Annotated in this window: 17 protein-coding genes; 8 read left to right on the top strand and 9 right to left on the bottom strand. The window is 59.7% G+C overall.

Translation table 11 applies throughout. From position 1 onward, the window contains the following. The first annotated feature begins 2,105 nt into the window (after positions 1-2,105). The 7 genes from V2B23_RS29090 to V2B23_RS29060 all read left to right on the top strand — a co-directional run bounded on the left by V2B23_RS29090 (position 2,106) and on the right by V2B23_RS29060 (position 7,668). On the top strand, positions 2,106-2,888 hold the full coding sequence (locus V2B23_RS29090) for a ParA family protein (RefSeq protein ID WP_116104610.1): 783 nt from the start codon (positions 2,106-2,108) through the stop codon (positions 2,886-2,888). Continuing rightward, positions 2,885-3,223: a hypothetical protein gene (locus V2B23_RS29085; protein WP_430953427.1), complete on the top strand. Its 339-nt coding sequence runs from the start codon at positions 2,885-2,887 to the stop codon at positions 3,221-3,223. Before V2B23_RS29090 ends, V2B23_RS29085 begins: the two co-directional genes overlap by 4 nt. 405 nt (positions 3,224-3,628) lie before the next feature. Then, positions 3,629-4,273: a TetR family transcriptional regulator gene (locus V2B23_RS29080; protein WP_430953426.1), complete on the top strand. Its 645-nt coding sequence runs from the start codon at positions 3,629-3,631 to the stop codon at positions 4,271-4,273. Between the two features lie 201 nt (positions 4,274-4,474). Continuing rightward, positions 4,475-4,705, top strand: coding sequence for an antitoxin (locus V2B23_RS29075; RefSeq protein ID WP_430953425.1), 231 nt, complete (start codon positions 4,475-4,477; stop codon positions 4,703-4,705). Beyond that, positions 4,705-5,004, top strand: coding sequence for a type II toxin-antitoxin system PemK/MazF family toxin (locus tag V2B23_RS29070; protein ID WP_430953424.1), 300 nt, complete (start codon positions 4,705-4,707; stop codon positions 5,002-5,004). Before V2B23_RS29075 ends, V2B23_RS29070 begins: the two co-directional genes overlap by 1 nt. A gap of 28 nt (positions 5,005-5,032) precedes the next feature. Further along, positions 5,033-6,871 (top strand): hypothetical protein, encoded by a 1,839-nt coding sequence (locus V2B23_RS29065; RefSeq protein WP_430953423.1) that lies wholly within the window; start codon positions 5,033-5,035, stop codon positions 6,869-6,871. After that, on the top strand, positions 6,871-7,668 hold the full coding sequence (locus V2B23_RS29060) for a hypothetical protein (protein WP_430953422.1): 798 nt from the start codon (positions 6,871-6,873) through the stop codon (positions 7,666-7,668). Before V2B23_RS29065 ends, V2B23_RS29060 begins: the two co-directional genes overlap by 1 nt. Positions 7,669-7,859: 191 nt before the next feature. Here the strand turns inward: V2B23_RS29060 and V2B23_RS29055 are convergent, their stop codons facing one another. The 8 genes from V2B23_RS29055 to V2B23_RS29020 all read right to left on the bottom strand — a co-directional run bounded on the left by V2B23_RS29055 (position 7,860) and on the right by V2B23_RS29020 (position 19,125). Then, positions 7,860-8,807 carry a phosphatidylserine/phosphatidylglycerophosphate/cardiolipin synthase family protein gene (locus tag V2B23_RS29055; RefSeq protein ID WP_430953421.1) on the bottom strand — a complete coding sequence of 316 codons (948 nt, stop codon included), beginning with the start codon at positions 8,805-8,807 and terminating at the stop codon, positions 7,860-7,862. Positions 8,808-8,858: 51 nt separating this feature from the next. After that, positions 8,859-9,077, bottom strand: a complete 219-nt coding sequence (locus V2B23_RS29050) for a hypothetical protein (protein ID WP_430953420.1) — start codon at positions 9,075-9,077, stop codon at positions 8,859-8,861. Positions 9,078-9,602: 525 nt separating this feature from the next. Next, the gene (locus V2B23_RS29045; RefSeq protein ID WP_430953431.1) at positions 9,603-9,893 is read right to left on the bottom strand and encodes a hypothetical protein; all 291 of its coding nucleotides are present in this window, start codon (positions 9,891-9,893) and stop codon (positions 9,603-9,605) included. Positions 9,894-10,049: 156 nt separating this feature from the next. Beyond that, the gene (locus tag V2B23_RS29040; RefSeq protein WP_430953419.1) at positions 10,050-13,550 is read right to left on the bottom strand and encodes an AAA family ATPase; all 3,501 of its coding nucleotides are present in this window, start codon (positions 13,548-13,550) and stop codon (positions 10,050-10,052) included. A gap of 291 nt (positions 13,551-13,841) precedes the next feature. Then, complete coding sequence (locus V2B23_RS29035; protein ID WP_430953418.1) at positions 13,842-14,117, bottom strand: hypothetical protein; 276 nt, start codon at positions 14,115-14,117, stop codon at positions 13,842-13,844. Then, on the bottom strand, positions 14,114-15,577 hold the full coding sequence (locus V2B23_RS29030) for a multicopper oxidase family protein (protein ID WP_430953417.1): 1,464 nt from the start codon (positions 15,575-15,577) through the stop codon (positions 14,114-14,116). Before V2B23_RS29030 ends, V2B23_RS29035 begins: the two co-directional genes overlap by 4 nt. Continuing rightward, positions 15,570-16,082, bottom strand: a complete 513-nt coding sequence (locus V2B23_RS29025; protein ID WP_430953416.1) for a hypothetical protein — start codon at positions 16,080-16,082, stop codon at positions 15,570-15,572. The genes V2B23_RS29030 and V2B23_RS29025 overlap by 8 nt, the downstream gene beginning before the upstream one ends. A 541-nt stretch (positions 16,083-16,623) precedes the next feature. Next, positions 16,624-19,125, bottom strand: coding sequence for a hypothetical protein (locus V2B23_RS29020; RefSeq protein WP_430953415.1), 2,502 nt, complete (start codon positions 19,123-19,125; stop codon positions 16,624-16,626). A 237-nt stretch (positions 19,126-19,362) separates the two neighbouring features. Here V2B23_RS29020 and V2B23_RS29015 point away from each other — a divergent pair, with 237 nt between their 5' ends. Next, complete coding sequence (locus tag V2B23_RS29015) at positions 19,363-19,983, top strand: hypothetical protein (RefSeq protein WP_430953414.1); 621 nt, start codon at positions 19,363-19,365, stop codon at positions 19,981-19,983. A 3-nt stretch (positions 19,984-19,986) separates the two neighbouring features. Here V2B23_RS29015 and V2B23_RS29010 read toward each other — a convergent pair. Then, a partial coding sequence (locus V2B23_RS29010; RefSeq protein ID WP_430953413.1) for a hypothetical protein occupies positions 19,987-20,169 on the bottom strand: 183 nt, incomplete at its 5' end.

The following is a 20,169-nucleotide window of genomic DNA, read 5'->3' as shown; positions in this document are numbered from 1 at the left end:
GAGTCGTGCAGGAATCGATCACACTCGTTGGACAGGTCGCGATATCGCTCGAACGCTTTCCCGCGATACCAAGGAACGAGGTTGGATCTGGCCCACAGCGGCCAGCCTCACCTCTCCCTTGGCATATCTCAAATACAGGATCAGCGGGATCGATTGGGCCGGAGGATCACCCAGTGAACAACGTAAAGCTGCAGATCTGACGAGACGAAAGGAGCAAGAACAGTTCGAACGAACACAGGAACGACGTACTCGAAGTGCCGCAAGTCCTGAACATCGGGCGCAGGCGTTAACCGATATTCGTGCGAATCTGAGCGCAAAGCTGCGATTACGGTGAAAGTTCGTCCACTGCGTCGTGTACACGCGCAGGGACAGCGTAAAGCTGAATTCGTGGAGCAGGAAGAAACTTGCGCTGAGCTGCCAAAATCTGCCAGTTTGGGCGGCTTTCGGAGCCGGTTCTTGGCTAAACGGCGCGAGGTGTTTCCAGTTCGGTGGCCAAATGGCTGCGCTTTCTACATCACAAGTATTGTGATTGCGACAGAACGCGGAATGGGAGGTTTGTATTCCGTGCGCTCGTGATGCCGACTCGTCAGTGGCGATCGACTCCGTGGGTTCCGGTCTTCGCGTCCGGCGTATTGACGGAGGTCAGAGGGTCGTTCCTTGTCTTCTGATGTTCGGGTTAGACGATTGCACGCAGCTTGGATGTAGTCTTCCGATCTTCGATCCAGTGGGAGTACTTGCGTCGTTAACATGGTCGTGGCATTTACGGATAGCGCGCGGACGTGAAGCATTGCATGCGTAAAGCACTACGCCTGGTGTGTGGCGCGCCTTAAGATGTCGTTTTTTGCGTGCGCGAACGGTGATCGAAGCGAGACCCGCGTCTACTCCCCTCGTCGCCACTGTTGGAGGGACGCATTCCGCGGCGGACACGTCCAGTTTCTGATAGCAGTTTCCCGCTGAGACTGTACGGATCCGCGATCCTCCGGGGAGGCCGTTAGAGATGAGATTTTCGTGCTCCCTAGGGTGCGCTAGATATGTCACTGTGACGTTTCGAGTGGGATGTGGGACTGCGTCAAATTCGGTGTCAATACGTATGTATTGTTCCAATTTGCCGATCAACACGTATCCGACATCTTTAGCCATCGCGGCTGTGGTGATTCGCTCGCGCAATAAGAATCCCGCCGCACTTGATTCCCCCATTCCGTCTGGTTCCGGCGTTCGGGGCGTGTGTTGTGCATGTCGGCGTTGTATCGATCCGCCGTGCAAGCCGTGAGGATCAGCCTGCTCGAACCGGTCGTAAGGACTCGAATATCAGTGTTCTCCAGGACTTCTCGTTCGATCGAATCGGGCAATCGACCGGTCGAGCGACCTATTTATAGCTTCATCCCGTAGTTCGAGCTGGTTGATCCTTTGCTGTGTAAGTCGGAGAGGCCGGTGATGTCGTCTTGGCTGCGCCGCGAGTCCCGCGGTTCGCACCTGGTGCATGCATTGCGTGTGCTGCGTGCAGTGCCTGTATGAATGGGCTGCGTTCGACAAATGGAGGTGCTTTCGCCCGCTGCAATGCTCGTCCGGAAGTGCGGTGTGGGAGGAATGATGTGTCGGAACTTGGGCGTAGATCGGATCTTGTAGATGTGGAAATAGCTCTACCTGGGCATATGCGCTGCGTGCAGTGCACGCAATGCACGCGCACTCTATGTCCGTTAGCTGCCTGCGTGCAGTGCATGCCATGCGTGCAGTCGACCTGGAATGATGAACGCGGGAGGTGTGTGTAATGCGTAGTGTGCACTGAATGCATGCACGCATAGCATGCAGTGCGTCGCACGTGTACGGTGCATAGCTCGCGGAACATGCATGCTACGCGTGTAGTGCTATGAATGCACTGCTCTCAATGTGGGCGCGACACGCACGCGTTGCGATGCGTACACAACGTGCAACGCACGCGTGTTATGTTGTGCGTGCAAAACGTGCATTCATAGCCATCTGTGCAAGCCTTGTCCATCACGCAAGCATGACGTGCAATGCATGCAACGCTTTACTTACATGCATTGCATTCGGTGAACCCGACGCGCGCAATGCACGCGTGAACGAATTCAGACGAAAGGTCCGCAATGCAGCCACGCAAAATTGCACTGGGTAACCAGAAGGGTGGCGTCGGCAAGACGGCGTCAACGCTCGGATTGGCCAGCGCTATAACGGCGGTCGGCGGTAAAGTGCTCATCGTTGACATGGACCAACAGGGAAACACCACAAGCGGATTGGGTGTCGAACTCGAAGACGGAATGCTGACGGCTTACCACCTTATGAACCAAACCAGGGAAGGTATTGCGGCCGAGGCAATCGTTGCTACACCGTGGGACGGGGTTGACTTGATTCCGGCTGACGAGGAGCTCGGGAAAATTGAGTCGGACGGATCCAACGATCTCGTGTTTCGTCTTGACGTGGCATTTGAAGGGCTGGATCTTTCGCCTTATGACGCTGTGCTCTTCGACTGCCCGCCCAATATGGGCAAGGTCTTGTTTGCGGTCCTGATTGCGGCAGACGGTGTTGTAGCTATTACCGAACCCACCATTGACAGTGTTCGTGGTGTTCAGAAGCTCGAGCAGACCATCGACACCGTCCGTAAACGCGCTAACCCGAAGCTTGCGTTCGACAAGATTGTCATCAGCCGCAGACGCGCGACGGGGGAGCATGATTTTCGCGAGAACGAACTTCGCGAAACTTACGGTGATCTAGTGGCGAAGACTGTCATTCCAGAACTCGCTGCCCGACAAGATGCGCATTCCAATCACACGCCTATCCATCAGTTCAAGGGAGGTAAGGCGTTGACGCTCAAGCTTGCGTATACGGATCTCCTCGCTGAGCTGCCTGTCGAGATGGGGGCGACGGCATGAGTGTCAAGCGTGAACCGGCGATCCGTAAGACTCATCCTGCGGAACTGATCCCGGAACGGCCGCCGAGGGGCGAATCGGCAGCTGTGTCAACGACGCAACCTTCCGTTGCGTCTGAACCCGTTGCGCCAGCCGTGGTTCAGCCTGCGGGCGCTAGTGGCCGCAAGGAGGGGGAGAAGCTGTCGATGACGCACAACACCCGGATTAAACCCTCCACCAAGGACCGCCTCCGCCGTGGTGTCGACAAGCTGCGATACGAGACGGGCGATCGTGAGATTAGCGAAGCGTCGATGACGGAAGCTGCCTTGGAGGAATATTTGAACGCCAGGGGTCTGTAACCCGCCACCCGGATGAAGCATGCACGGCGTGCACGCAGTGCATGCATTATCTGTTCGCTCTCCCGTGCCGGGGATCGCACATCGAACTAGCCAGGAGACTGTGCAGAGACGTGCAACGCTTTAAGCGCGACCCTCGTACGCCATGTGCACCAAGTCGTTTCCGCCAGCTGGACCCGTGAGTTCACATGCACGCACCTGCATCGGAATCGCCAAAATTGTGTGGATGTGGCAACGCGGCACGCAGGGACGAGATGTCGAATTACTTATTTCGCCCTGAACTGATGGCCGGGACAGACGCTGTCACATTGCTTGTGCAGAAGCGGCATCAAGCCACAGAACCCGACCAGTGCATTGTTGTCCGAGACCGGGCTTCACCATGACGATCGCAACCGACAGGAACCCGACATGACCGAGCCAATCAACGACCTGCGACCGGTTGGCAATCCGGTGCGTACGCGTCGGCCGCGTCAGCAGCGCGCAACGATCACAAAAGCGAACATCCTCGAAGCCGCAGCAAGATCATTTGCCTACAATGGTTACGCCGCAACGTCACTTGCCGATCTGCTGGCCGCCTCCGGGACGACCAAAGGCGCTGTGTACTTCCATTTTGATTCGAAGGAAGCAATAGCTCGGGAACTCGTCGCTCACTGGTCGGCGGCGCTTACTCACGCGGCCGCAGTCGCGCACGACTCGCAGTCGCCTTCCGTCGCCCAGATCAGTTCATTTTTCGGGGACCTTGCAGCGAGCATCGCTGTCAGTTCGCTTGCCCGCGCGGGACTTCGGCTCACCACCGAAACAGGGATCGACGGGGCGCGCGAGGCATTTGCTCAGTGGATCGACATCACGAGCAGTCTCGTCGATGCCGTCATCGCATCAGGACAGCTTCCCGACAATTCCACGACGCGACAACTGTCGTGGAACCTGTGCGCGGGGTTCATCGGGACCGTGAACATCATCCGGGTTCTCGGTGATACCGGCGATTTCACCGCTCGCATGCACAGCCTGGTCACTGTGCACCTGGCTGCATGTACGGCTGCGGAATCAGGCTGACAGTTTCGTTAGACGAAGGCGCTGTAATTTGCAGGTGAGGCTGCTTTCGCAGCGGATTATCGGTGCAGGGCATTGGTACGATTTCGCTCGGCGGTCAGGGTTTTGTTGGTTCCCTGCCGACGCTGGCGGATTGGCTACCGCCCGGTCGCGCACGTAACGGACTGGGATTCAATTCGAATCCCACTGCGGTACCATATCGGGATGTCACAGATTTCCATCCGGCTACCCGACGAGATGGTGGCGTACCTCGACGGTGAAGTGAATGGCCATCGCGCGTCTTCACGTGCAGCGTTGGTTCTGAGGGCGCTCGAGCGGGAACGTCGCAGACAGATTGCAGCGCGGGATGCGGCGATTCTAGCCAAGTTGTCGAGCGAGGACGATATGGATTCTCTCGCAACGCATGTGGATGATTTGTCGAGGGATTTGTCCTGATGCGGCCGATCCATGAAGCGAAACTCGACAAGGTTCGTCCCGTACTCGTCCTGACACGGGAAGTGGTGCGCCCGCATCTGAAGCGGGTGACTGTTGCGCCGATCACCACCACCATCCGCGGGCTGTCCACCGAGGTGGCGGTCGGACGTATGAACGGCCTCGACGGGGATTCTGTCATCAGTTGCGACAGCATCACAACTATCCCTGTGAGCGCACTCGGTCCGGGAATCGGGTATTTCTTTCCAGCGCAAGAGGAATCGCTTACCCGTGCGATTCGCGGCGCGTTCGATCTCGAATGACAACCATGACGACGGCACGGGGTGGAACATGGCACTGAAGAAGAGCGAGCAGTTCGCTCTGTTCGACGTTGACGTGCCCGTGCCGGCTCCCGCGGACGTGCAGGCTCACGAAGCGTTACAGCCCTCACTGTTCGATGTTGTCGAGGGCAAGTCGGCCGAACCCATCACCGAACTAGCCGACGCGACAGTCGAATCCACAACTAACGCTGCCACGGTTGATGACGCGGAACCTGACGTCTCAGAAACCACACCAGCTGCACCTCCACCCATTTCACTGCCGCCGGCAGGTGAGAGCGCTGACGGACACGCGGTCATCGTGACGGCAGCGGGGACGTACACACCTTCCGGGCAGGTCCTCACCGGACCGGTGGACTCGGTCGAGAAGCTCGACAAACTGATTCGCTGGGCGACGCTGACGCCTCTCGGCGCTCCAGCTCAAATCTGGGTCGTCGGAATCGATGCTTGTGAGATGCTCGGCTGGGTTATCGACCCTGGCAGCGAAGACGACGTCGACGATATGGAAGTTCTCCGCACGCGCGCGGCGCAAGAGCTGAGCGGTGTTCTGCAGGCCACGTTGAACCCGATGCTGACCGCCGGGTGGGAACTGCGCGGAGACCCCGGCCACGTCGTTCATCTTTCTCGCACGACAGGGAAATTCACGTCGATGGTCGATATCGTCATCGAGCCGTATGTGTGGACGTACTGGAACAAGGATTTCGGGTGGGGAAACCGAGTAGGGGACATGGGAATCCTCGGATCACCCACCGCTGGAACGTATCTCCCTGACGATGACCTGTCGGCTGCGCGCGAGCTCGGGCGTCGACTCGCTTGGTGCGCACAGCATCTCGGTGTGCTTCCCGGCCCCACGCCCGCTCGCACCGGAGCAGCTGTCGTCGACAAGATCAAACGGGAACGTACCCGCAGCGGGAAGGGGATCGTCGTCACTGCGGCGGGGCCGGTGCCACCCCTTGATGGTGAACATCGTGGTGATCTCGAGCCCGCTGTGGGGTGGACGCGAGTTCCAGATCCGGAAGAACTCGACGGCGCTGCTGTGCTCGTGTCGATCGACCAACGTGCTGCGTACCTTGCTTCCGCGGGAATGCTCGAATTCGGTTACGGGAAACCGCGCCATCTTCGCGCCGAGGTCGCTCGCGCTGCCGCGGAAGAAGCGAAAACTCCGTTTGGGCTCTGGCACGTCACCCTGCCAGCGGGGAACATGCTCGCCCTCCCGGACAAAATGCCATTACCGCACCCCCATATGCTTGCCGATCAACCGGTGCAAACGTGGGTCACGACTGTCAGCCTCGATGCATTCTGTGCCCCTGTGGCCGACGGCGGTATCGGCGCCGAACTCGACGACCTCGACATCACCGAAGCCTGGGTATATCCGGAACAAGGACGGGCCCTGGACAAGTGGGCCAAGATTTTGCGCGAAGCCCGCAAAGTAGCTGTCGATACAGACGATGCCGCCATGAAACGGTTCCTCGGCTCTTGCTACAAAGGGTATATCGGCCGAATGGTCAACCCGGACATGTGGACTGCGAAACAGATGCAGCATCACCACCAACCGCTGTGGCGTGCGGCGATCATCGCGCACTGCCGCTGGCGTGGGCGCCGCGTTGCGATGCGCATCGCCCGTGAAACCGGCCGGTGGCCGCTACGTACCGTCACCGACTCCTGGGTCTACCCACTGCCCGATGGCATCGATATAGCGGACGGGAGTGATGCTTTGGGCAAGATGACGCTCGAAAAACGCGCCGCTCTCACCGACGATCTGGTCACCGCTCTCACAGTTGCCCGCGATACACACGAGATCAATCTCGCGATCAAGGCAGTCTTTACCGACGAAGATGAAGGAAACTACTAGTGGCACTGCACCTTCCGAAGCCACGAACGAAACAACCCGCGCAAAAGACAGTCGGCCTTGACGGCCTCAACGTTTCCGTCTCCACCGCCGCGACGAGTGGGATCGAAAAATCCAAAACCGTCAAAAGTGGAGGACTGGCGGGATTGACCAGCAAAGTGTCCATCCGGCAGATTCGCTCGGAGATCGGTAACGACGGATTACGCCAAGCAGCGATCGATGCAGGCAGGACGCCGCCGTCGGATCGAACGTTGCGGCGGTGGGCACAGCAGGGACGCATCCCGCACCCGGAGGTTTTCGAGCGTGCCCAACGCCGGGCTGCGATCGAGCGTCTCGGGGGAATCGATGCTGTCGCACAGAAAATCGGCCGTTCCCGATCTGCAGTGTCCCGTTACAGGTCGGGGGAGACGAACGAACTGCGTGCCGATGCGAAGAAGAAACTCAAGAACGTCAAAGCCCGCGATATCATGGACCGTGCTGGCGTCTTGCGACCCGATGGACAGCCGAAAAAGGCAACTATCCGAGTGCGCGGGGGAGTGTCGGTCCGTAACGGCTCCGAAGATGGCTATGACTATCGCGTGCGCACCTTGGATTTCGCTAACTCCGAGAGTCCCTTCAGCCTCGACGAAACACGAGAACTCGCGGCAGCTTTGGCCAACGACGACCACGCCCGGGTCGTGGCCATCCTCGAACGTCACGCGACGATGGACTATCCGGAGAACAAGGGCTTCGACCAGTACGGTGACGCCTTCGGATTTCACTTCGATTCCATCGAATCCGTCCACATCGACTGGACCTAGATCTGGTAGCGCCCATCGAATCTTCGGCCAGGAAGATTGCCAGCAGTAGTCGAGGGAGGCGATCTCGTGTGAGGTGGCCAGCAGTGTGGACATTCTATGTTGGTCGCGGTGTAGGCGATCGTCTTCAGTGTCAGGAAATAGTAGCGTGATCGATCGATACTCATTGTAAGACAGTGGTATTGGCGGGTAGATCAAAGGTCCCAGAAATCGAGTAGTGCTGTTCGCAGGCTAGGGGAGCGGACGTAGTGGTCGGTTCGCAGTCTCGACCCGGGGTGTCCGAGTTCGGTGAGTCGACTCTCGGAATCTGTGAGGGGGAGCGGAGACAGATCGGTTCGGATACGCAGGAAGTGTAAGACTGCTCCGCCTGCGTGCGGGATTCGGATTGGTTCGGAGACTACAACTGCCGGCGGGTAAATCCACTCGTTGTCGACAGAGATGAAGACGATCACGTCGCCGCGCTTGATGCGGCTGGGTTTCTCGATGCGCAGCGATTCAAGTTGGTACTTTGACGCCGGTCCGGCTGTGGTTCGCTTCCGTGGTTGCTGCTCGGCCATTATGTGTTGTTCGGTGGGGCTGGGCTTGTAGTCGACGACGTGTTTGATGAACATCCGGGTGAGCGGTGAGGGCAGAAAATCGGCTTCGAGGTCGTGGACGCGACCGCTGGTGCCGGGGATCGGTACGGCGCGGCCGATTTCCCATTCTCGGGTGGCGTTGTCGATGAATACTTGATCCACCTCGGTGATCTCGTCGATGTTGTCGATGAACGTGCGGACCTGGGAGAGGATCTTCGGATCATCGGTGATGATGACGGCATCCTGGGCGAAGATGGAGTTCACGGACGCATTCGCCGAGCCGATCACCGCTAGCCGGTTCGTCGTGATCACGTTGGCATGAAGAGTTGGCGATGACAGGACCCGTACTTCCCTGTCGAGGTAGTACGCGAGAATGGCAGGGGAGGTGGCATGCGCGCGAAGTGCCGCTTTGGAAGCGTTGACGATCAGGACGTCCCCGGCGCGGAGCGGAAGTAGTTTAGGTGCTTCCAGGCCGAGATAGGCGATCGCGGCCAGGCGTGCACCTCGTGTGCGGATTGCGCGCGTGATGTGCGGCCACGGGTTCGGGCCGTGGAAGGTTGTCCCCATACTGGAACGGTAACGCGAGAGTCAGGGGTATGCGGTCATTGGCTGTGTCCGTTAGGTCGGTTCGAGTGTGTTCTGCATTTGCATCCGTGCAGATTCCAGTTCACGTTCTGCAGCATGTTCGGTGATATCGAAGGAATCGAAGCCATACGGGTCGCGCACCAACTGCGTGCTGAGTGCGATCGGAGTTTCCGGTCGGAAGATGATCTTGAAAATGTGAGGGCGGCGCACCGGTTCGGCGACACACACCGTGGTGATCTGATTCTGTAGCACGTTGCGGGACCAGCAGTGTTTGGCCGTTGTTCCGGCATACCAGTCCCAGTGGACTGATCGCCCAGTTTGTCGAGCAATAACGTCACATGGCCTACGGCAATTGGCCAACGGGTTGTTGGCTAATTGCGTCCCTTCCCAGGTACTCGCGATCTGTCGCAAGGATTTCAAGTTGGTCCAAGATGAATCGAATGTGTTGCGTCACATAAAGGTACGCAGAGTAGGTAAGAACGATGCAGCATCGCACTAAGTGCATCCGCAGTGGAAAGTCGCTCCCGAACATAGATTTTCGCCTATTTCAGGGCTAGCAGTGCCCAGAGTAAGTGCGATCTTGAGAGCCTACCGGTGGAGCTGCCACCAGCGAAGATCGACTGGATGCGTCCGCCGACGCGCCCCTCCGGAAGTCTTGCCAGCAACGATCTTGGCGGCTTGCTTGCAATCCGCTCATCGTTTCGCTAGCTCGCCCATCGTGTGTCCGATGCCCGAACCACACGGAAGGCTTCTCGATGTTCGGGCGTGAAATCGAGCTTACCGGTGGGCTGGTATCAATGGCCGTCTCGGTCGCGTCCGGCGAAAAGGGAAGAGCAGACACCGCTCGAGATATTCGTTCTCCTCCGTCCATTGATCCGGATCGTTCGTAATCGGGGCTGGAAGCACCAGAGACTCGTCGGGTCCCGCCAACACAGCCGAGATCATCGCGGCAGGAGTGAGGTAGGGATTGTGCGAGGCGTCTGAGGTACGGAATTCGACGTTCCAGTAAGCATTCCCTAACAGCGCCCCGTCTCCTGCGAGGCGAAGCACGGCGTCACGGTTCTCGATGCCAAGCTGGCGACGATGATGCCGGCGCGGGTCGGTGCCGGTTTGGCTGGCCGTTCGTGGCGACTGACTGGCTGGACGGATGGTCGGGGCAGTTCCTCGGTGTGAGGTGGGCCGCGTAGAAGACTGTTGTTTGTCGGTTTGGCTGTCTAGCCGCCATTACCGGGACAGCAGGTCGATACGGCGGACGACGGCTGTTGCTCCGATGCCCGTAGCCTGGCCGCGGACCTTCGCTGCGAGGGTCTCATCAACTCTGCCGGTCTCGACGGACGCGATGAGCAGTGACAGGTAACCAGATTCGGCTTCCCATCCTGCGAAGCCACTTTCGGAGTGCGCGGTGAGAGCGTCGGCAATGTGGGAGCCAGCCCGCGTGAGGTCTCCGAACCCCATTGCCAAGTGTGCAAGATGATGGTGCACGACACCGTAGATGCTGGCCCACGTCAACACGGTACTCTCGGCGTGGCTGCTCAGATAGTGGTAGATCTGTTGGCACAGCGGTGCCGCTGACAGCTGTGCAGCTGCCCGGCCGATCAAGGTGAGTGTGGACAACCACATCGGGTCGATCGGGATGTCGCCCAGGCGTTCTGGTGTGTACCAGGAGAGCAGTTCCGTTGCCTCGTCGCGGGCACCGACGTCGATCAGCGCAACGGCCAATGCGGGGCGAAGGGTGGGGTTGTTATCAAAATTTGCGCGCATCATTGACGATTGGTCGACGATTTCTTGCAGACTTCCTCGTAAGGTTCCGAACGCGGTCACTGCAGGGAGGAGTCGGCCGTAGTATTTTTTGTCCGTCGGGGAAGGGGGGATGGCCCGAATTCGTTTCAGGCGTGCTTCAGACTCGGTCAGGCGTCCTGCGGCGAGATCGAGACCGAGACGGCCGTAGTTTACCAACCAATCGAGTTCGGGATTTCCGTTGATGTGGGCATCGGTGATGGTGTCGAGAGTTGTTGCGGCACCTGTCAGGTCACCGGATTCGAGGCGTGCTCGTGAGAGCCAGACAGCAGTTGTCACGTCGCGCAGTATCGGTGCTCGCATGCTGACCAGGTTGTTGAGATCGGTCAGTGCGGTCGTGGTGAGCTCGCTATTGTGGGGTGTTCGCAGTCCGATCAGCGCCGCGACGCTCACGCGCGCGAGGAGCGGGCCGTCGCCGAGGTCTCGGGCTATACCGGCGGCGCGGGCAATCAGATTGCCACTTTCGCGCGACTCGTCTTCCCATGCGTTTTCTATTACCAACTGTGTCAACAAGATTGCATACTCTGGTGTCCGGTCCCGGCCGGTCTGTACTAGTGCTTTGCACATGGCATCGATAATGTTGACCCGTTCGATGTCGGCAGAGTACTGCTGGACGAACATCATTCCGTGGCGTTCGCTGGCCAAGACGGCATCGATCTGTAGGGCGGGGTCGCCCAGGCAATTCGCCATAGTCAACGCGGACAACGCTACGACGCGAGCGTCCGGATCCCGTGTCGCCCGGCGAGCGCGGCCGAGTCCGATCAGGAGGCGACACTGCTGTGGGGTGTTCTCCTCAGGTGGGCTCAGGGTGAGGGCGTGATTGTAGTGTGCGAGTGCATCTTCGTAGGCCCCGAGATCAAATGCGTGGTCACCGGCAAGGTGCGCGTAGGTGCGCGCATGTGATCGATCGGAGAAGAGGCCCCGGCTGAAGTGATATGCCAGGCGCGCAGAATCATCGAGGCCATGGGGTGCGCGCCATTGGGCAAGAGCGTGACCGACTAGGGAATGCGCAACTGCTCGGCGGCCAGGGGCGATACTGGAATACACCACTTCCTGCACCAGTGGATGCCGCAATGTAATCGCGTCGTGTGTTCGCGCGGGTGGGTGGATGAGTTCCGCGTTCCACGGGGCAGGTCGGCCCAAACCGTCGTCTTGATTGACCAGATGCGCGTGTACGAGTTCGTCGAGAGCATCGGAAAATTCGATCTCGTCGATATTTTGGGCTGTCATGCGAAGGACGTCGCGAGATATCGAGCTACCGATCACCGCGCAGAGCCGTAGCAATGACTGTGCTGTTGTACCGAGTCCGTGTTCCGTGCGGCGGATGAACTCGAGGATGGACGCCGGCGCTGAATCGTCGCCGCCTTGGGTGTTTTCGAGGATCGAGGTCAGGAACAGTGGGTGTCCGTGGGTGCGGCGATGCAGTGCGACAGGGTCGAGTGAAGACCGATAGGCGTGGACGAGTTGCCGTACGTGCGCGATATCGAACTCGGTCAACGCAATTCGGTGTATGTTTCCCAGTCGTGTTGCGGTGTTGAGGGTCTTGTTCAGTTCTGGATCGTTCAGTGATTGGGTCCGTGCGGTGATGACGATGCACAGGGTGCTTGTCGAGCTGGCTTGTATGAGGTAGCGGAGGAGTGCATGGGTGGTGCTCGATGCCCATTGCAGATCGTCGATGACGATGATCGTCGGTGCTGACCGCGATGCTGCGGTGAGCCAGTGGTGGACGGCAGTGACTATCAGTGCTCGGTCGTCACCGTGGGTGTCGGGAGGTGCGAGATCGCCGTATCGGTTCGCGGCGCCCGGAACCAGCCGTAAGATTTCGGAGCCGTTTTCCGTCAACCATTGTCTGGCCCGGGCGACTCCCCATGCATCGAGTTCTCGCGCGGCGGCTTCGGCGAACGGTTCGAACGCGATGATGGCATCTTCGCTGCACCTGCCGAAGAGGATGTCGATGTGTCCGTGTTGTGCTCGCCTGAGTGCCTCGGTTACGAGGGTGGTCTTGCCGGTTCCTGCGTCGCCGGTGATGACCACGCATTGGCCGATTCCGAGCGCAGCTTCTTCCCATGCGCGGGCGATGGTCTCGAATTCCATCTCGCGACCGATAGGCGTTCTCTGTGGTCGTGGTGGGCGGCTGCTCGTGGAGGAGTTCGGTTGCGCAGTATTCCTTTTGGTGTCTTGACGCAGTGCAGTGAGGAAGAGTTGTTCAGTTTCGGGTGAGGGGGCGACCCCGAGGTTGGCGGACAATGCTTGTCGGCATCGTGTGGCGAGGTCGAGTGCCTGCGCTCGGTCTCCCAGGCCGAGGTATCCGCGCATTGCGTGGCGATATGCGCGTTCACGAAGCGGGTCGACGCTGATCAACGCCTCTGCGCAGTGGACGGCGCGATCGTAGGCGCCTACCTCGATCGAGGCGGTGGCATCGATGTCCAGCGCGTGGATGCGTAGTCTTTCGCATTCCGTCCGGACGTCGTCCGCCCAGGCGCCTGTCACTCCGCGCAAGATCGGTCCGGCGAGGGCTTTGTGCGCGTCGTGGGCATGGTCGGCGCGGATCGAAGTCGGTATGTCTTTGTTGTGGCAATGTGTTCGGATGGTTTCCAGGTCGACTGCTACTGAATCCGGTAGTACGAACTGCACGTACCCGAGCCGCGAGCGCACGCTGTCCCCCGGGATGGAAGCGGCTTCCAGTGTGTCGCGCACTCGCGAGATCACTGTCCGTATTGTCGCGTTCCACGATTTCGGGCGTGTGTGCGGCCAGATGATCGAGGCCAATTCGTCCAGGGCGACGTCTCGGTATCGGTGCAGCGTGAGGTAGGCAAGTACTTCCACGCACCGTGGACCTCCGATCGTTCGAGGGTCCACGGTGCGGAGGCCACATTTGATCGAAATGTCACCGATCACCTGAACGGTGATAGGGCTCAAATCGGTCATTCGATGAATGTAATCATATCGGCGGCCGCACCGTGCGAATGATCCTTCGTCGCCGAAACGAGCTCAACTATTTTCGAGCTGCGTGCTGTGGATCGTCGTGATGCTGGGACGGTGGCAGTATTGGTGGTCGGGAGCCTCTGACCGGGCTCCGAAGGGGTACAAGCTCGAGGCAACGACGTGTAGGCGGGTGAAGTTGGTCGATCTACGCGATGGGAAAGCTCTCGATCACTACGTCACCTGCATGACAAGGAAACGAACGGGCCGAAGACGCGCGTAGCGGTGGCTGTGGCATTAGAGCGCAACAACTACTGCGACAAGTGCATTGAGCACTGTCGCGGAGACGGCGAAACTGTACGCGCCGGGCCGAGCAGCGCGAAAACGCGCGCCAACAACACAAGCCGCCGCCAGAGTGATCGTTGCGGAGACTATACACACAGCGACACCGGATCGAAGGGGGAGTGCTTGCAACAATCCCCAGGCAGTGATCAGACCGAGAGGCAGGCCGGCCAGGATCTGAAGTGCCGTCTGTGCGCGGCTCGTTGAGCGTCGCTGCTTTTGCGACGTCATTGCTTGTCGACCACTTCGAGAAGCTGCATCATGCCGTGGTCTTCGTGGAAGAGGATGTGACAGTGCATGACGAATTGGCCGGTGAAGTCTTCGAACCGGTGTCGGATAGTGAGGGTGCCGAACGGGGGAAGCATTGCGGTGTCCCGGAAGTGCTGCTCGTCGACGGGTTCACCGTTGACTGCTACGACTTGAAAGTCGTTGACATGGATGTGTACCGGGTGCGGCTCGTAGGTGCGGTTGATGAAGTGCCACTCTTCGGTGTCTCCGAGCGTCATAGTTTCGTTCACCACGTGGTGGTCGAAGATGGTGCCGTTGATGTAGTACATGAAGTGCTCGATGTCGCCGGTGCCTCGCGGTTCCATCTCTTCGAAGACGAATTCGCGTCTGCGGTCGATGACGGCGTCTCGTAGGTCGTCGAAGGGGAGCAGCGTGTCGGGTAGAGGGTCCGGGTTCTGCAGGTTGCCTCGGGCGACCAGATTCAGCAACGGCATCGGTGCCGGGACCATCGACGAGTAGAAGGGTCCGTATTCCTCCCAACTGAGCGAGCGTAGTTGGTATGTACCAGTATTGGCACCTTCGATCAGCGCATCGACTCGCCCTCCGGGCACGATTTCGACGATGTCGCGTGCCGCGACAGAGGTGAGGGCGTCGCCGTCGATGGCGATGATATGCATGGGGTGTTCGTCGAGTTGGAGCCGCAGGAAAAGTGAGCTGGCGTTGATGATGCGCCAGCGCTGGATTTCTCCCGGTGCGATCTCGGTCGTCGGTTGGAAAGTTCCGTTGACGAGGGTTTGCTGCAGGTTGTTCGAGCTTTTGTCGCCGGGGACCATCTCGCCGTCGGCGATTTCCGTCTGACTCAGCACGAGTAGACGCTCTGGTCGTCCGTGGACTCCGGGTAGGTCGTCGAGTTCTCCGCGAACGATCAGGGCTCCGAACAGTCCGCCGAATACCTGTGTGTCGCTGAGGGTGTGCTGATGTGAGTGATACCAGTAGGTGCCGGAGGAATGGTTTGCGGGCAGATCGTATGCGTAGTCGAATGTCGTGCCCGGTTCCACGGCCATCAGTACGTCATCACTCGGTTGCCGGGGGGAGACATGCCAGCCGTGGGTGTGAAGATTTGTTGGTTCGGCGATGTCGTTGATCAGCGACACCTCGATGCGGTCTCCCGTTCGTACGTCCAGTGTCGGGCCTGGGTAGGTGTCTTCGTAGGTCACGGCTCGGACGCGGCCGCCACCCAGTGCGACGTCCCCGTCGGCGACCCGCAGTTGTGTTCGGAGTAAACCGTTTTCGCTCATTCGCACGCTGGGTTCGAACCATGTCGAGTCGCGTGCTGCATCGCTGCGGGTTGCGCAGGCGGTCAGCATGGGCGTCGAGAGCAGTGGTAGTCCGGCGAGCGTGGCCGCTCCAGTGAAGAAACGCCGTCGGGTGATCGGGTCGGTGAGAAGTCTGGCTTTAGCCATTGCCTGGCTCCTTGACGATGGTGACGGTGCGGGTTGTTGTCGCAAGCGGGTGTCCGGTCCAGGTGACATCGATCGTATGTTGGGTCTGGCCGTCACAGGCGAATATGACGGCAGCACCGATTCCGGTGGGGCCTCCGGCCGGGACTTGATATGGCAGTTCATTCTGGATGCCGATCGGTAGCACTTGTCCGTCGAGTGAGAGCGATACCTCGGTGGCCGACGACGCGCTCCAGCCCAACGTCACGATCGATCGGGCCGGTACAACCTTCAGGCAACCGAACGTCGGGAGGACGGTGAAATCGGTAACCGTGACTACGTCGCTCGCCTCTGGTTGCGATGCTTGAGTGGCCGTGGAGGCTGGAGCCGTCCGGGTCGGTACCGGTTGAAGTCCATCGCGGCTATCGTCGGTGGCTGCGCATCCGCTCAGCGCGAGTAGAACTGCAATTGCAGTCGTCGACCTGCGTAGGCGGCGCGAGTCGGTGGCTTTGCGCGCAGGGGTAGGCATCGATCGAGTCCACTTCGTCGGGTAGGAAGCTAATACGGTGCAGTCAGTGCGGAAGAAGCGAAATTGCCGCCCCGGAACGACTTTCAGTGTCGCCGAAGAGTGCAACTATTTTGCATATACGGCGCACGTTCATGTCAGCGTGTGGCACTGGATCCCTCGGCTGGGGTTGAAGAAGCTGCCGCTGAAGCTCGTTCCTCTGGCGTATCCGCCTGCAAAGACACCAAATGTGCAGCTGCCGTCGGCGAACAGCCTGGAGTTGGGCTAGCCGGAAACGTGCAGAACTTCGGAGGCGACGTTCGTCGTTTAACCGCAGAGAATGAAGCCACCGTGCGCTCACGCGAATCGATTGCGGCTATCAGGGTGCCGATGGGCTTGACCCATTCCGCCATCTTGCCCAGCACCGGATCCGAATTTGTTGCCGCGTAACGGTTGTAGAGGTCGAGGGTGGATCGGCCGCACTCATGGTCCACCCGTACACGTCGCAGAAACCGATGCGCTCCGTCCGAGCCGAGCAACTCGGCGCCACAGCGACTGTCTGTTGTCAGTACAGATCACACGTCTCCGGGATGCGGTGGTTTGCCTGGTGCATCTCGGGTCCGAAATAACGCGGGCTCATCAGGTCGTACAGGTTGATTCCCAGTTGAGACTGTCCTTGACCGAAGAGCGTGTTCGCCAACGCCTGTGACATCGAGTTGGCATCTTGGTTTCTCTGGCCCATTTCCGGTCGTTGTCTGGTGATGAACATGTTCCAGCGGGCAGGGTTGCTCTCGTCAGCGAAGCTCCAGGTAGCAGCCATCTGCGCATTGGCGGGCATGTTGCTCCACGGGTAGTAGTCCAGGCCCCCGCCGTATCCGCAACTCAGTCCGTTGGCGTTTGTCGGCCCGAGCGTCGGCGGGGTGCCTCGTACCAGCCATGGGTACGCCACCGGCGTCAGGTTCGTGGCGAACCATGTTTTGATGCCCTTTTCCAGGCTCTGGAGCAGCGCGTCGGGTTCGATAGGTGCTTTCCATCGTTCGCTGTCGATCTCGTTGTACGCGGCTTCGAGTTTCTGGAAGTCGGAGACCATGACCAGGGAGATGGAGGTGAACCCGTAGGTGGCGGCGGTCAGGTTGTCCTGGACTTGCTGGGACAGCTGGTCGGCCCTGACTTGGGTCGGGTTGGCCAGCGCCTCCCCACTCGTCAACCCGGCAATCGTTGAGGTGAGACCGTAGATCGCGCTGATCGGACCCCAGACCGCTTTCAGGGCTGGTGCGACTAGCCCCACTACGCCCATCACGCTGCTGAGCACTTTGAACCCGTCCTGCAGGACTGTGTTCGCAGGGGGCGGAGCGACATCGCGCACCATGGCATCACCGATGCTCTTCGCGCTGAGCGCTGAGTCGCCGCGAATCAGGCCCATCGCCTTCTGGGTGTTGTCGTAGTAGGTCTTGACCGAGTTGAAATAGTCGACTTCTTTTCGAAGTTGCGCCAGCGCAGTGTCGAATTCGGCCGGGGTGAACGCTGCGTCTGTCGGTCGTACGATCTGACCGGCGAGGTTCCGGGCGAACGTCGCCCAGTCCGCGTTGTAGTTCGTCCGGAATTTCTCTCGAATGTTGCAGGTAGCGGTTGCAGGTGTGCACCCGGGGATTCGTGCCTGCACACCGATGTAGGTTTCCGCGGTGGTGCTGATCCGCGGAAACGTCGGTTCCTGTGGGGTTCCGCCGGTGTACGACGGCTGATACATGATGGCGCTTTGTCGGGTATCGATCGTTCCGAGCGGCCCGGAAATTTCAGGGAGATACCCGAAGTCGTGGCTGCGGCCAAGGAAACCCGTTGCAGGTCCGGGTCGCCCGAGCAGGGCCCCCATCTCCACTGCCGCCGAGCCCACGTTTTTCCCGCCCACCAAGGTGTAGTCGCTGGTGCCGTCGAGGCTCAGAAGGCTGAGCCGCGACCCCCCGAGGCGAACCAGGGCGTCGGCCCCGTCCTGCCAGTCGCGCGCAGGCTTGGGGCCTCCGAAACTTTGTACGACGACCACATATGGCCGGCCGGCGTCGTCGACTCGACCTGCTACCTCGACCAGCTTGGCGCTGAGGTCACGACCCCCGCCAGGATTAGATGTGACAACTGTGGCGTCGTAGGCAGGGAGCAAGGTGTGCGGTTCGAAGCCCCAGATGACGAAACCATCGGTTCCGGAGGGGCGGGAGGTGTACGTGGCGTCGCCGATCGTTATCGTCACCGAGTTGTTGCCCGTCTCGCCTTCTGTCCGAGTCGAGTAGGCCAACGACGGGGGAGGCGTGAAGTCGTACCGCGCGAGACGGGAGTTCCACCGCAGTAGACCTGTGATGTCTCCGCCTGCTCGGTCACCGACGGTGGTTCCTACCCGTGTGTAGGCGACCCCTGTCGGCGCCCCGGCCTTTCCGACAATCGAGAACGGGGCCCCGACTTCCATCCTGTCGAGATCGCTGCGTGAGAACGAAGCACCGACGGAGCTTGCCAGCCGGGCGACCCACGGCTCTCTACTGGCGTTGCGGATGCCGTTCATTCCACTGATGACAACGATTGTGTCGGCTGTGTTGATGTAGCTGTTGACGATTGTGTTGAACGTCGACAGTCCGTCCGGGTTGTTCGGTTGGGTTCCGTATTGCCGTACTGCACGGGTCTTGGCGTCGACGACGGCGATCAGGAGGTTTTGGGTATCGGAGACCTGGGGCACCACGACACCGTCGACGGTGATGAACCCCGCCGGATTGTCGGCCAGAGTCTCGATCGGTACGCCGAGGACGGGTTCACCTGCATTGGGCGAAAGCAAGTGCAAACTCGAGCCAGGTGCCGAGGGGTCCGCCGACCCGGAGGACCCGACGCCGCCGGAACCGACGCTGCCAGACGAACCGACGCTGCCGGACGAACCGACGCTGTCGGACGAACCGGTTCCGGATGAACCGTTGTCCGGCAACGGGATCCGAAGCGGTTGCGCAGAGGCAGTACCTGCGGCCAGCACGGTGAGCGCGGTCGAGACCGCGACCAGAAACAGAAGGCGGCGGGGTGTGTCAGTGCGACGCAGCAACGCGATAGCTCCTCGAACGAATGGGGGCGGCGACGGTAGTCGGGCTACTGCGGAAGTTAGTCAATGAATGCAATTTTTTTGCATGTGCATCAACCAGAGGTAGGTCGCCGTCCCGGCAACTCCTCACGTATTCGGATGCCGAATGTGCAAAAAAATTACAGCAGCCGATAAGTATGGCTTTCCGGCCCACTTTCACAGCGCGTCCTCGCCGGACGTCCCTGCATCTAAGGAACCTTCATGATTCCTCGTTTCCGAATCTTCCTCGTCCTAGCTGTCGTCGCAGCAGCGATAACCAACGCCATCGTGGCCCCCACTGCGATTGCGGCCGCTGAACCGATTCAATCGACCGCCGTGAGCAAATCCTTCAACATTCACGTGCGCCTGCTCGACAATAAGGGCGACCGCTCAAAGGACAACTGCTACGCGTACAACATCTTCAGCAGAGAAGGCTCCCGGTGTGGGAAAAACGGCTACTACGACGCCGGGCACACGGCCGGGTTCAACGACGTCCCCGGCAACCTCTACTACGGCGGCATTCCCGAGGGAACCGAACTGATCTTTACCACCCGCAGCGGATCCACGGTCAAAGGGAAGATTCCCTCCCGCGGATCAGGAGACTTCACCATCACCGAGTTCAATGTCCCCGGATTCGGAACGCCGTCACGGCCTAATCAGAAGCTGCACCTCAACGTCACCTCCGAAGGCTTCGGTTTGACCGGGGATGCATGGCAGGACTTTTACCTCAGCGGCAACATCGACGTCCTCACGCCCGTGACCGGTGACAGCGGGGGACTGTTCGGCGATGTCCTCGACCGACTCGCGGACATTTTCGCTAGCGGGTCTGCGTCCACCGCCTAGAGATCAACGGACCTTCCTGAAAAAGAGGGCAATATTACCGAGGGTTCCAAGGGAGAAGCTGCCCTCGCCGCCGTCGATACCTGATGCAGATCTGCCTCCGCCGCCGTCCGGGTCTATCTCGCTAACGGTGTTTCGGCGGATTTCCATCAGTATGTTTCCGATCCCGGCCAACGATCGGCGAACGTG

Source organism: Rhodococcus sp. 24CO (genome assembly GCF_050586165.1).
Lineage (GTDB): Bacteria > Actinomycetota > Actinomycetes > Mycobacteriales > Mycobacteriaceae > Rhodococcus_F.
This window is presented reverse-complemented; position numbering and strand designations above follow the sequence as displayed.